Origin of the sequence: Halorubrum trueperi (assembly GCF_042662525.1) — an archaeon.
Lineage (GTDB): Archaea > Halobacteriota > Halobacteria > Halobacteriales > Haloferacaceae > Halorubrum > Halorubrum trueperi.
The window spans coordinates 189,032-201,680 of the sequence record NZ_JBHSXI010000023.1; the positions used below are offsets into that span (position 1 = coordinate 189,032).

The following is a 12,649-nucleotide window of genomic DNA, read 5'->3' on the forward strand; positions in this document are numbered from 1 at the left end:
CGCCGCTCCGCTTAGTGTTGTTGCTCACCCGTCACCCGCGCGCCCCCCTCCGCCGGCCGGACCACCGACACCGACCCGTCGATCCCCGCCTCTTCGAGGGCGCGCTCGCCGTCTACCGCGGCCGCCTCGGCGCTGGCGGCGTCGGTGACGCCGTACACGGTCGGCCCCCACGACGATTGGCCGGCCCCGAACACGCTCGTGGCATCCGACAGCGACGCCACCACGTCGCCGACCGGGGGGCGGTAGACGCCGCCCTGTTCGTCGGCGTACCACGCGCCGTTGAGCCGGCCGATCTCGGCGACCGCCGCGCCGAACAGCTCGGCGTTCCCCGTCGCGATCGCCGGGAGCACGCGCCGCGTGACGATCCCGCCGATCCGGTCCGCGAGGCCTGGTTCGGCCCGCTCGACCGCCGTCCGCATCGCGTCGTCCTCGACGGTGCCGCTTCGGCCGGGGCCCGCGTCCGGCCGCACGAGCAGGAACCGCCAGTCGTCCGGCACCGCGTGCCGCGCCGCCACCGGCGGGACGGTCCACTCGCCGTCCGCCGGCCGATCGGTCGTGAACCGCGCGGTCGGGTGGCCGGCGTCGAGGACGAACCCGCCGGCCTCGAAGGTCGCGACGCCGACGCCGGAGCGTCCGCCTCGGCCGAGCGCCGGCGCGCGCTCCCGAACCCGGGCCGGCTCGTCGTAGGCCGCCGCGATCGCCGCGAGCGTCGCCGCGGCCAGCTGGGTGCCGCTCCCGAGGCCGGCGTGTCGCGGCAGCGACTCGTGGATCGAGATACGGGTGCCGTCGGCGTCGAGCAGGTCGACGGCGGCCGTCGCGTACTCGCGGACGTCGGCGGCGATCCGGTCGGCGTCGCGCGCGCTCGAACCGGTCTGTTCACCGTCGACCTCGACGCGCACGCCGTCCGCCCGCTCGGCGTCGACGACGACGCGCGGTTCGCGGAGCCCCAGCCCGAGGGCCCCGTACAGGCGCTCGTGGGAGAGGCTGAGGTTACAGAAGCCGAAGTGGAGGCGCGCTCCGGCGCTCGCGCGTGCCATGGTTGCTACCCGCTTCGCGCCCGGCGGATAAAGGGTCCGTGACTGTGGCGGGAGTTGCCCCGGTGCGGGGAGCCGCGGCAAACAGCGGTCGCTGTTCCCGCTCCCACCGGCCCGGGTGCCGTGACCGCCCGGTTTTTATCCGTGGGACGGGGACGGTTACGGAATGACTTCGGCGCGGGATCCCGACGCTGACGGCGGAGACGCTGTCCGCGACAGCGCAGGCGGAGGTGACGCGAGCGACACGGGCCGCGATGACGCGGCAGCCCTCGACCGGGGCGAGTTCGACTTCGACGAGCCGTCGACCGATCAATCGTTCGAGAACGCCCTCGCGAAGGCCCGGGACGGCGATCGCCTCTCCGTCGACGACGCGGTCGAACTGCTCGCGACCGGCACCGATAGCGACGGGACCGATCCGGTTCGGAAGGAAGCGGTCCTCGAACTCGCCGACCGCCGCCGGCGCGAGGAGGTGGGCGACGAGGTCACGTTCGTCGCCAACCTCAACAACAACGTCACCACCGCTTGCAACACGGGCTGTCTGTTCTGTAACTTCAAGGACAGCGCGCACGCGTTCGAGGCCGACAGCGAGGCCGATCACGCGGGCTTCACGAAGACCCCCGCCGAGTCCCGCGAGATCGTCGAGGAGGCCCTCGACATGGGCGTCTACGAGGTGTGCTCGGTGTCTGGACTCCACCCCGCGCTCGCGTTGAACGACGAGCACCACGAGATCCTCGCCGCGCACGACGACCCCGAGAGCGAGGTGAACTACAAGCCGCCCGAGCGATACGCGACCGATCCCGGTACCTACGTCGAGCAGATCCAGGCGATGTCGGTCGGCGGTATCCACGTCCACTCGATGACTCCCGAGGAGGCGTACCACGCCGCCCGCGGCACCGACTGGGACTACGAGACCGTCTACCGCGAGCTGGCCGACGCCGGCCTCGACTCCGCGCCCGGTACCGCCGCCGAGATTCTCGTCGACGAGGTCCGCGACGTGATCTGCCCCGGGAAGATCCGTACCGACGACTGGGTCGCTGCCATGGAGGGCGCGATGGCCGCCGGCCTCGACACCACCGCGACGATGATGTACGGACACGTCGAGACGGTCGAACACCGCGCGGAGCATCTGCAGGTGATCCGGGACCTCCAGGATCGGACCGGGCAGATTACGGAGTTCGTCCCCCTCTCTTTCATCCACCAGAACACGCCTCTCTACCGCCACGGCGTCGTCGACTCCGGTCCCTCTCGCGACGAGGACGAACTGGTCGTCGCGGTCGCCCGCCTCTTTTTGGACAACGTCGACCACGTGCAGGCCTCGTGGGTAAAATCGGGCGACGCGCACGGCCTCAAGCTGCTCAACTGCGGGGCGGACGACTTCATGGGAACCATCCTCTCGGAAGAGATCACCAAGCGCGCCGGCGGCGAGTACGGCGAGTACCGATCGTTCGACGACTACGTCGAGATGATCACGGCTATCGGCCGCACCCCCGTCGAGCGCTCGACCGACTACCGCACGCGACGACGGATCGACCCCGACGACGGCCCGCACGGCCCCCGGCTCGGCCCGCGTGCCGACGGCAGCCCGATGCTCCCGGAGCGCTCTTCAGGCCACCCGCCCGGCGGCGAGTCGGCCGGTGCAGACGACTAAACGCTGAACCGCGAAATGAGCGATCGGTCCCACCGTCTGCCAGCGAACGGGAACCGACGGAACGTCCTTTATGTGGCAGGTGTTACCACGTGCACGATGCCCGTGCCGAACGCGTCCGATGCCCCCGACGCCGACCCCCCGCCTCTCACCCGCTCAGACGAGCGAGTGCTCGCGTACCTCGACGACGCGGGGACAGACTACCCCGCATTCCTCGCGAGCAACACGGGGCTGTACGTCGATCACGTCGAGGCTCGGCTGGAGGCGCTCGATTCGGCCGGGCTCGTCGAGCGGGTGACCGGCGAGGCGGTCTATCGAATCACCGACGCCGGGCGCGACGCGATGCGCGATGACTGCGCGTCGTGGTCGGACTGAGGGACGGGCGGACGGGCCTACGGATTGACGGACGAGCCGGTGTGATCCCACACGGACCAACTGCGAGAAGGAGGGACGCCTACCGGCCGAGATCCGCGTGCGCCGACGAGAGGTGTCGCGAACCGAGCGCCGCGAGCAGGGAGAGTTCCCCGGCGAGTGCCCCGACGGCGATGGCCTCGGCGAGCGCGTCACCGTTGCTTCCGGCCGGGTCGCCGCCGCCGCGGACGCCGAGGACGTCGAGTCCCGCGGCCTGCGTCGGAAGGCCCGTCCCGCCGCCGACGGTGCCGACTTCGAGGCTCGCGAGCGACACGGAGACGTACAGATCGCCCTCAGGTGTCGTCTCCGCGGTCGTAATCGCGTTCGCGCCCTCGACGACCTGCGCCTCGTCCTGGCCGGTCGCCAGGAACATCGCCGCGACCGCGTTCGCGACGTGGGCGTTGAATCCGAGCGCGCCCGCCTTCGCGGACCCGACGAGGTTCTTCCGAGTGTTGATCTCGGCGATCGATTCGGGGGTCGTGTGGAGCCGCTCCTCGACGATCTCGCGAGGGACTTCGACGTCGGCGGCGACGGAGCGCCCGCGCCCCTCGACGGCGTTGACCGCGGCCGGTTTCTTGTCCGAACAGAGGTTGCCGGAGAGCGCGACGAGCGAGGCGTCCGTCTCGTCCTCGATCGCGTCGCAGGCCTCCCGGGTCGCGATGGTGACCATGTTCATCCCCATCGCGTCCTTCGTGTCGTAGCGGAACCGCAGGAAGACGTTGTTTCCGACGACGTAGGGAGTCACGTCGAGCAGTTCGCCGTGGCTCGTCGTCGACTCGGCGACCTCGCGAAGCGTCGCCTCGTTGTCGCGAACCCACGCGACGAGCGCCTCCGCTTCGGCGACGTCGCCGACGCGGAAGACGGGCGCGCGGGTCATTCCGGTCTTCGTCACCCGCGCGGTCGCGCCGCCGGCGTCGTTGACGACGGAGCAGCCGCGGTTGATCGAGGCGACGAGCGCACCCTCCGTGGTCGCCATGGGGAGGTAGCGATCGCCAGAGAGCGCGCCGCCGTCGATCGAGACCGGGCCGGCGACGCCCATCGGTACCTGTACGGCACCGATCATGTTCTCGATGTTCGATCCGTGCGCGTCGGCGGCGTCGAAGGCGTACTCCCCCAGTGCGTCGACGTCGCCGTCGGCGGACTCCGCCACGAGGAGCCGCCGGGCGGCCGCGGCGGTGTCGGCGTCGACGTGCTCCTCCAGTTCGTGGAAGCGAACGTCGCCGTCGCGGACGCGGTCCGCGAGGGACGCGGGAGTGGGTTCCGTCATGGCCGAGTGTCCTCGCGGCGCGTGCTAATGGCTATCGGTTCGCCGGGCTCCGGCGGGTCCTCACCTCGCGAGAGGGCGACTCACCACCGACCGCGATCGACGCGAGACCGTAGCGTTGCGAAACCGTAACGACGCGAGATCGCTACCGGCTCACGAACTCGGAGAGCCGCTCGCGGAGCGACTCGCCGCCGAGTTTGAGGTAGTAGGCGTCGCCACCGTCTTCGTAATAGTCGTCGATCCGCCGAACGACCTCGAAGCCGAGGTGTTCGTAGAATCCGAGCGCCATCTCGTTGGTCGTCCGAGCGTGACAGGTGACTGAGCGGTGCCCTTCGGCGACGTCGGCGATGAGCCGTTCCGCGTACCCCTGTCCCCGATGACTCGGATGAACCGCGAGAAAGAGGACGTATCCGTCGCGACGGACGGACGCGAACGCGACGAGCGCGTCGTTCTCGACGAGGAGGTGCGTCGTGGATCGGCGGTAGGCGTCGACGAAGAACCCTCGGCGCTGTCGGAGGACCCCTTCCTCCGACCGGATCCGTTCTTTGAGATCCCACGCCGTGGTGACGTGGTCGGACTCGCCGGGCGGATCCGTCCGTTTTTCCACGGTAACGCTCACTGCAGCGATCTAACACCCCTACGGAATATAACTCCACCGCCACCGGGGAGGGTTGCGGTCGGACGACCTCGTCGAAGAACCGTTCGGAGCGGGGCCAGCCGCCCACAGCGGAGGGCCGTCCACACCGGAGGGCCGTCCACACCGGAGTGCCGCCCGCACCGGAGAGTCGTCGTTGATCCTGGAGATCGGTTCGAGCGACGAGCGACGACGGAACCGTTTAGTCGGGCTCGTCCGTGAAGGGTGATAATGGTCGACGAGCCCCCACCGGGGCGAAAACGGATCCGTCACGCGTTCCTGACCGGCGTCGCCGTCATCGTCCCCTCCGTGATCACGCTCGCCGTGCTCGCGTTCGTGTTCAACGCGATCTACGACTACCTCGACGTGTTCTCCTCTGTGGTCGTACCGCTGTCTCCGCGCGTCGCGCTGCCGATCGTCGGCGAGGTCTCGCGCGAGATCGCTATCGAGATCGCGACGCCGATCGTGTTCGTCGGATCGATCCTGCTGCTCGGCGTCGTCGTCGAGTCGACGCGGTACGGCGAGCAGGCAGTCGATTACGCCCACTACGCGATCGAGCAGGTGCCGGGCGTCGGCTCGGTGTACCAGGGGTTCAGGCAGATGAGCGACGCGATGCTGGAGTCCGACAGCGATAACTTCCGAGAGGTCGTCCTCGTCGAGTTCCCGACCGAAGGCGTGTACACCCTCGCGTTCGTCACGAGCGAGACGCCGGACGCGGTTGCCGACCCCGTCACGGACGGGGAGATGCGGACCCTGTTCATGCCGATGGCTCCCAACCCGGTGATGGGTGGTCACGTCGTGTTCGTCCCCGAGAGCCGGATCGTCGACGTCGACATGTCCGTCGAAGAGGGGCTTCGCGCGGTGGTGACGAGCGGCGTCGCGCTCGAGGGCGCGACGGAGGATCCCGGCGGACTCTCGCCCGAGGAGCTCAGGCGCATCGGCGCGCAGAATCGAATCGGGGCCGAGTCCCGGAACGGAGGCGAGGAGCCGTGACCCACCGGCTCCGCGATCACACCGCCGACGTCGCCGTCGAGGCGACCGCCCCGACGCTCTCGGGGCTGTTCGAGTCGGTCGCCGAGGGACTCACCGCCGCGAGTTGCGAGTCGGTTCCGGAGCGCGGCGAGCGGTTCGGCGTAACGGTGCGCGCGGAGCGCCCGGAGGCGCTGCTGTTCGATTACCTCGACCAACTGATCTACGAGCGCGACGTACGCCTCGTGCTTCCCGCGGATCATCGGTGTGCGGTCTCCGGGCCGGCTGCGCACGGCGGGGACGAAACCGGCGGTGGTGCAGACGAGGAATGTGACTTGAGCGTCGGGACGGGCGAGGAGGCTGGAGACGGGAGCGACGAAGGGGAAAGAAGCGAGCAAGGCGAAGACGACGCGTGGACCGTCTCGGCGAGCGCCCGCGGCGTCCCCCTCGCGGATGTCGCGGCGCGGGAGATAAAGGCGGTCACCTACTCCGACATGGCCCTCGAACGACGAGACGACGGCTGGTACGCCTACGTCGTATTCGACGTCTGAGACGCTCGCGACCGCGGCGAACGGCCGGCCGTTCGTGGAAACGGTTATGACGATTGAGTGCCTTGTTATCGTATGTCACGAACTGGCGAGACGGACGCGATCGAGCGGAATTGGCGTGCCGGCGCGATCGGCGGCCTCGTCGCCGGGGTGACGATGGGCGTGGTGCTGCACGGCGCGCTAGGGCTCATGCCGACCGTCGGTGCTCTGATCGGGAGCGAGACAGTCGCCGCCGGCTGGGCGGTCCACCTGTTCAACAGCACCGTCTTCGGAACCCTGTTCGTCGCCGTCTTCGACCGCCCGTTGTTCGACGACCTGCGGGCGGACGTGGGGGGTTGCCTCTCGCTCGGCGTCGTTCACTCGGCGGTGCTGGGCGTGATCACCGGCGGACTGCTGTTGCCGGCGGCGCTCGCGATCGAGGGCGCAACGTCGCTGCCGATCCCTACGCTGCCGGTTCCCGGAGTCACCGCAAGCCTCGAGTTCGGTGCGATCATCGCGATCGCGCACCTGATCTACGGGCTCGTCCTCGGCCGAGTCTTCGCCGCGCTCACGTTGGTCGACGGCGGGATCGGCTGGTTGCCGTTCACCCCGGTGGACCGATAGCACCCCGGTTTCTTTCCGCTGTTCGGCGTGGGTGAAATCTCCGATGGACGACACGGTTCGATGGGTCCGCTACCCGGACTGGAACAACGGCGAGCGATGCCGGGAATAGGCGTCTCATTGCGTTGGAGTGGTCGTTTATAAGTGAGTGAGTGGTGTTGCCGGCGGCTGTTTATGTAACGTTGCTGGTGCGGTGGATTCGGCTGTCTCTGACGATCATTGCGTATGAGCGATTGACGGCGCGGAAAACGTCTCCAAAGCCCCGGTCGCCGCCGCTGCGCGCCGGCTTCCACCGCCACGTTCAGTTATAAGCAGTCCCCGATCTCATACTCGCCCTTTTAGTACCACGTCGCCGGCAGCGGTCTGTAACACTCACTCCCGGTATCGATCCAGAGACACGTCTATCGGGCGGTCGTTTCGCGACGAACGATGTCCGGAAACGAGGATTGCAGCGGAACACTCACTTTTAGTTCGCCCCGCACGTTCGGTCGGTAGACTCGCCGTCTCGGCGGCCGCGCCGATCCGGGACGGCATCGATCACCATGAAACAGTACCTCGACCTCGTCGACGACACCCTGTCGACGGGCACGTACAAGCCGAACCGAACCGGGGTCGACACGATCGCGTCGTTCAGCGGGCAGTACACCGTCGATCTCGCGGAGGGATTCCCGCTCTTAACCACGAAGCGGATGGACGGCTACCGCTGGAACTCGCTCATCCACGAGGTGCTCTGGTACCTCTCGGGCGAGGAACACGTCCGAAACCTCCGCGAGGAGACGAAGATCTGGGACGCGTGGGCCGACGACGAAGGGCGACTCGACACCGCGTACGGCCGGTTCTGGCGTCGGTATCCAGTCCCGAGCGACGTCGACGCACTCCCGGGCGAGACGTGGCCCGAGGACGCCCACCGCTGGGTGACCGTCGAGGAGGGTCCGGACGGGACCGAGCGCCGAACCTTCGACCAGATTCGGTACGTCCTCGACACGCTTCGGGAGAACCCCCGGTCGCGCCGGATGGTCGTGAACGCGTGGCACCCCGCGAACGCGACGACCTCGACGCTCCCGCCGTGTCACTACACCTTCGTCGTGAACGTGCAGGACGACCGGCTCAACCTCCACCTCACCCAGCGCTCCGGCGACATCGCGCTCGGCGTGCCGTTCAACATCGCCGCGTACGCGCTGCTCGCGAACGCACTCGCGCAGCGGACGGGCTACGAGCTCGGAGAGTTCGGGCACACCGTCGTCGACGCGCACGTGTATTGCGGCCGCGGCGAGCGCGGCGGGTGGTACGCCAACAACCTGCAGTACGTGCAGGATCGGCTGGCGACCGTCGAGAGTAAGGCCGACTATCTCGACGTGAAGAGCTGGGTCGAGCGGACCGCCCCCGACGAGGCCGACGGGGAGGACGGGTACGATCACGTGCCGGGGCTGCTCGAACAGCTCTCTCGTGAGCCGCGCGATCGCCCCCGGATCGAGATCGCCGACGTGCCGCTCGACGAACTGACCCACGAGGACGTCGAGGTCGTCGACTACGACTCCGCGGACGGCCTCTCGTTCGCGGTGGCGGAGTGATGACGGCGGACGCGAACACCCCGGGCGACGACGATCTCGCCATCGTCCTCGTCGCCGCGGTCGCCGAGAACCGAATCATCGGCGACGGCGGCGGGATGCCGTGGCACTACCCGGCGGATCTCGCGCACTTCAAGCGCCTGACGACGGGACATCCCGTGATCGTCGGCCGCGCGACCTACGAGAGCATCGCCAGCCGGATCGGCGGGCCGCTTCCCGACCGCACCAGCGTCGTACTGACCACGCGCGACATCGGCGACGACGATCTCCCCGACTGCGCCGTCGTCGCGAACGGCCTGGACGAGGCGATCGAGCGTGCGGGCGCGGACGCCGTCGACCGCGACGTCGACGAGATATACGTCATCGGCGGCGCGACCGTCTACGAGCAGTTCCTCGATCGCGCCGACCGGATGGTCCTGACGGAGGTCCCGGAGCGTCCCGACGGCGACACCCGATTCCCGGCGTGGGAGTCCGCCGAGTGGTCGGCGGTCGACCGCGAAGACGCCGGCGACGGCCTCGCGTTCGTGACGTACGAGCGCGTGGAGGCGTAGGAAAGAGTCCGGACGTGGCAAAGGGGGAGTCCGGGCGTGGCATAGGGGGAGTCCGGACGTAGCGCACGAGCCCGGACGTGGCGCGTGAGCGGATCGAGGACGGGTCGGCGCTGCGCGAGACGATCGTCGATGGGCGGTCGTACCCCCGACGTACCGGTTAAGGAGGGTTTTTCAACCGTCCGGCATAAGAACGGGTAATGAGCCGAGGCGACACCGCGAGAGCGGGTGATCGACGATGATGGGCGGAAACGACCAGCAGGCGTACGACCGCGGCACGTCGCTGTTCTCGCCCGACGGGCGCATCTATCAGGTCGAGTACGCCCGCGAGGCGGTCTCGCGCGGCGCGCCGAGCGTCGGCGTCCGAACGGCGGATGGCGTCGTCTTCGTCGCGATGTCCCGCCCCTCCTCGACGCTGATGGAGGCGGAGAGCATCGAGAAGCTTCACAAGCTCGACGACCACCTCGGCACCGCGAGCGCGGGTCACGTCGCCGACGCGCGACAGCTGATCGACCTCGCGCGACGGCAGTCGCAGGGGAACCGCCTGCGCTACGGCGAGCCGGTCGGCGTCGAGACGCTGACGAAGTTCGTCACGGACCACATCCAGGAGAACACCCAGCGCGGCGGCACCCGACCGTACGGAGCCGCACTCCTGATCGGCGGCATCGACGAGGGCGAGCCGCGCCTGTTCGCCGCCGATCCCTCCGGAACCCCCAACGAGTGGAAGGCGACCGTCATCGGTGGCGGCCGCTCCGACATTCAGGGTCACCTCGAATCGGAGTGGACCGACGACCTTTCTCTCACAGACGGCATCGAACTCGGAATCGCCGCGCTCGCGGCTCACGAGAACGGATTCGAGCCCGACGATCTCGCTGTCGCCACGATCACCGAAGCCGACGGTTACCGGACCGTCCCCGCCGAGGAGGTCGCCGAGGCGTTCGCGGCCGCCGGACTCGTCGAGGAGGAAGACGAGGGGGACGCAGACGACGCAGACGACGCTGGCGGCAACGCAGACGACGATACCGACACAGACGACACTGCCGACGCAGGCGACAACGCAGACGACGAATAGTAGCCGATCGGGGGTCGGACTCCCGACGCGACCTTTTTGCGCCGCGCGATCGAACGCCGGGTATGGCACGCCTCGACGACCTCGTCGCGTACCCGGTGAAATCGCACGACGGCGTCACCGTCGATCGCGCAGCGATCGGTCCGAAGGGTGCGCTCCGAGGCGACCGCTCGTACGCGCTCGTCGAAGCCGGCGTCGACCCGCACGCGGCCTCGGTCGGCGGCGACGGCGGCTACGTCAACGGAAAAAGCGAGCCGGCCGTTCACGGGCTCCGCGCCAGCTACGAGCTCGCCGGACCGACCGACGCGACGGCGACCGCGGTGACTATCGAGCGACCGTCACGTCCGGAGCTCGGCGTCGAGTCCGACGAACGGACGTTCGAACTCCCGGACGACCGCGCGGCGCTGGAGTCGTGGGCCGGCGCGTACTTCGGGTACGACGTCGATCTCGTCAGTAAACCGGATGGCGGCCTCCCGGACGACCGTAACGCGCCCGGACCGACGGTGGTCTCGACGGCGACGCTGGAGGCGGTCGCCTCGTGGTTCGACGAAATCGCGGACGCGACTGAGATGCGGCGGCGACTGCGCCCGAACGTGGTGCTCGACGACTGCCCGGCGTTTTGGGAGGACCGGCTCTTCGCGGACCGCGGCGAAGCCGTGCGGTTCTCCGTCGGCGGAACCGATCTCCTCGGCGTCAACCCGTGTCAGCGCTGTGTCGTTCCCTCCCGCAACCCGGACACGGGCGCGGCGATCGACGAATTCCGCGAGACGTTCCTCCGGAAGCGTCGCGAGACGCTCCCCGATTGGACCGAAAGCGAGCGGTTCGACCACGATTTCAGGCTGATGGTAAACACCGTCGTCCCGCCGGAAGCGTGGGGTTCAACCGTTTCCGTCGGCGACGAGGTGCGAATTGACGGTGTCGAATCCGTTCATGCGGGTCGCGCGGACGAGTGAGGAGACCTCCAGACACGGAAACAGTGTCAGTAATCCACGTCTGAAGTCGTGGGCTTCCGCCTTGTCTATCTGTGAACCGATCCGACCGCCCCCACTATCGGTCGGTATCGGCTCCTCTACGCTCAGTCGGTATCGGCTCCACCACTATCGGCCGCCATCAGTCATCGCTACCGATTCGTCGTCAGCCATCGCGATCGGTTCTCCGTCGGTCGGGGCAGCGGGGTCGGGGGAAGCGTTGCGACCGCCGACCGAGTCGTCCGCCGATTCGTTCCGCCCCGTCCCGGTGGCGATCGGGTCCTCGACGCCGAAGTGATTCCAGAGTGTGACGCCGGCGACCGCGTACGCGACGAGGTCGTAGTGGACGGCACCGTCGAAGCCGGTGAACGCCGCGAGGGTGCTGTACCCGAAGACGGCGACGACTGCGCCGACGAAGATCGCGTCGTTCGTGATCCGTCCCTCGGTCACCGCGTCGATCGCTCGACGGATGGTCGGTCCGCAGGCGACGAGGAACGCGATCCCGGAGAGCGCCGCGAGGTTGACGAAGAAGTGAGTCGCGACCCGCGAGTCGAGGATCGACTGCAGGTACGCGACCGTCATCGGATCGTAGAACAGCCACTGGACGCGGGTCGGATACAGGACGCCGATGTACGGCGTCGCGACCATCAACCCGAACAACACGGCGACCGCGACCCGAGCGGACGCGAACTGCGAGGCCCGTCTGACCTCGAACGCCTCGTCACCCGGCGCGACGATGAGCCCGCAGGATTCCAGGCTCTCGCGGAGGGCCGACCGAGAGAGCGACGGGTCGTGGTGAATCCCGACGGTTCCGTTCCGTCGGGTCGCCGACGCGGAGCTGACGCCGTCGTGATCGCGGAGGACGGCCTCCAAAAGCGCCTCCCGCCGCTCCGTGTCGATTCCCTCGACCGCGAACGTGTCGTGGACGTGCGGTTCGGGAACCCGCGCGACTCGCGGACCGTCGCCCGAATTGGACGCGGGCCGCTCGCCGGAGCGCTCACCCGGCCGCTTGACGCGATCGATGTCGATCCCACGATCGCGGGCCGCGGCGTCGAGCGGCGTCGGGCGCTCACGGTGGTCGTTTGACAGGTCGTCCGACATGTGAATCACCTGCACCCGCACGGGCATGAAATTTCCCCCGGGAGCTAGGCGTTCACGGATTCGAGATAGGAGGTGACGATCATCTTCCCTTTCCGAGTGAGAGCAGCGCCCGACTCGCCGTCCACGACGAGCTCCTCCTCGCGGAGGGTGTCGAGGACCATGGACGTCTGGGTGACGTCGCCGGTGACGACGTCGGCGATGCTCGCCTCGCCCCCGGCCGAGTAAATCGACACGAGGATCTCCAGTTGTTCCTCCGTCGGGTCGAAGGCTTCGACGTCCTCCATCACCTC

13 protein-coding genes and 1 pseudogene are annotated in these 12,649 nt (G+C 68.6%); 9 read left to right on the forward strand and 5 right to left on the reverse strand.

Annotated features, from left to right (window positions below; all coding sequences use genetic code 11):
- Positions 1–11: 11 nt before the first annotated feature.
- Complete coding sequence (locus tag ACFQEY_RS16120; protein WP_379770552.1) at positions 12–1,037, reverse strand: beta-ribofuranosylaminobenzene 5'-phosphate synthase family protein; 1,026 nt, start codon at positions 1,035–1,037, stop codon at positions 12–14.
- Between the two features lie 163 nt (positions 1,038–1,200).
- Here ACFQEY_RS16120 and cofH point away from each other — a divergent pair, with 163 nt between their 5' ends.
- Together cofH and ACFQEY_RS16130 are read left to right on the forward strand one after the other, a co-directional pair.
- Positions 1,201–2,682, forward strand: a complete 1,482-nt coding sequence (gene cofH / locus ACFQEY_RS16125) for a 7,8-didemethyl-8-hydroxy-5-deazariboflavin synthase subunit CofH (RefSeq protein ID WP_379770554.1) — start codon at positions 1,201–1,203, stop codon at positions 2,680–2,682.
- Positions 2,683–2,778: 96 nt separating this feature from the next.
- Positions 2,779–3,054 (forward strand): DUF2250 domain-containing protein, encoded by a 276-nt coding sequence (locus tag ACFQEY_RS16130; protein ID WP_379770557.1) that lies wholly within the window; start codon positions 2,779–2,781, stop codon positions 3,052–3,054.
- Between the two features lie 79 nt (positions 3,055–3,133).
- Here the strand turns inward: ACFQEY_RS16130 and hmgA are convergent, their stop codons facing one another.
- Both hmgA and ACFQEY_RS16140 read right to left on the reverse strand, forming a co-directional pair.
- Positions 3,134–4,357 carry a hydroxymethylglutaryl-CoA reductase (NADPH) gene (gene hmgA / locus ACFQEY_RS16135; RefSeq protein ID WP_379770560.1) on the reverse strand — a complete coding sequence of 408 codons (1,224 nt, stop codon included), beginning with the start codon at positions 4,355–4,357 and terminating at the stop codon, positions 3,134–3,136.
- Between the two features lie 142 nt (positions 4,358–4,499).
- The gene (locus ACFQEY_RS16140; protein ID WP_379770562.1) at positions 4,500–4,973 is read right to left on the reverse strand and encodes a GNAT family N-acetyltransferase; all 474 of its coding nucleotides are present in this window, start codon (positions 4,971–4,973) and stop codon (positions 4,500–4,502) included.
- Between the two features lie 246 nt (positions 4,974–5,219).
- Here ACFQEY_RS16140 and ACFQEY_RS16145 point away from each other — a divergent pair, with 246 nt between their 5' ends.
- The 7 genes from ACFQEY_RS16145 (at position 5,220) to ACFQEY_RS16175 (ending at position 11,243) form a co-directional block, all read left to right on the forward strand.
- Entirely contained in the window at positions 5,220–5,981 is a 762-nt protein-coding gene (locus ACFQEY_RS16145) for a DUF502 domain-containing protein (protein ID WP_379770564.1), read from the forward strand.
- Positions 5,978–6,508 carry an archease gene (locus ACFQEY_RS16150; RefSeq protein WP_379770567.1) on the forward strand — a complete coding sequence of 177 codons (531 nt, stop codon included), beginning with the start codon at positions 5,978–5,980 and terminating at the stop codon, positions 6,506–6,508. Before ACFQEY_RS16145 ends, ACFQEY_RS16150 begins: the two co-directional genes overlap by 4 nt.
- A gap of 72 nt (positions 6,509–6,580) precedes the next feature.
- Entirely contained in the window at positions 6,581–7,108 is a 528-nt protein-coding gene (locus tag ACFQEY_RS16155) for a hypothetical protein (protein WP_379770569.1), read from the forward strand.
- Between the two features lie 539 nt (positions 7,109–7,647).
- A complete protein-coding gene (gene thyA, locus ACFQEY_RS16160; RefSeq protein WP_379770571.1) occupies positions 7,648–8,676 on the forward strand; it encodes a thymidylate synthase in 1,029 nt (342 codons plus the stop codon).
- Complete coding sequence (locus ACFQEY_RS16165; RefSeq protein ID WP_379770573.1) at positions 8,676–9,224, forward strand: dihydrofolate reductase; 549 nt, start codon at positions 8,676–8,678, stop codon at positions 9,222–9,224. Before thyA ends, ACFQEY_RS16165 begins: the two co-directional genes overlap by 1 nt.
- A gap of 238 nt (positions 9,225–9,462) precedes the next feature.
- On the forward strand, positions 9,463–10,293 hold the full coding sequence (psmA, locus tag ACFQEY_RS16170; protein WP_379770576.1) for an archaeal proteasome endopeptidase complex subunit alpha: 831 nt from the start codon (positions 9,463–9,465) through the stop codon (positions 10,291–10,293).
- A gap of 62 nt (positions 10,294–10,355) precedes the next feature.
- Complete coding sequence (locus tag ACFQEY_RS16175; RefSeq protein ID WP_379770578.1) at positions 10,356–11,243, forward strand: MOSC domain-containing protein; 888 nt, start codon at positions 10,356–10,358, stop codon at positions 11,241–11,243.
- A gap of 144 nt (positions 11,244–11,387) precedes the next feature.
- On the opposite strand, the gene ACFQEY_RS16180 is transcribed toward ACFQEY_RS16175, so the two are convergent.
- Positions 11,388–12,359: a hypothetical protein gene (locus ACFQEY_RS16180; RefSeq protein ID WP_379770581.1), complete on the reverse strand. Its 972-nt coding sequence runs from the start codon at positions 12,357–12,359 to the stop codon at positions 11,388–11,390.
- Between the two features lie 44 nt (positions 12,360–12,403).
- A pseudogene (locus tag ACFQEY_RS16185) lies at positions 12,404–12,649 on the reverse strand (hypothetical protein); the annotation flags it as partial.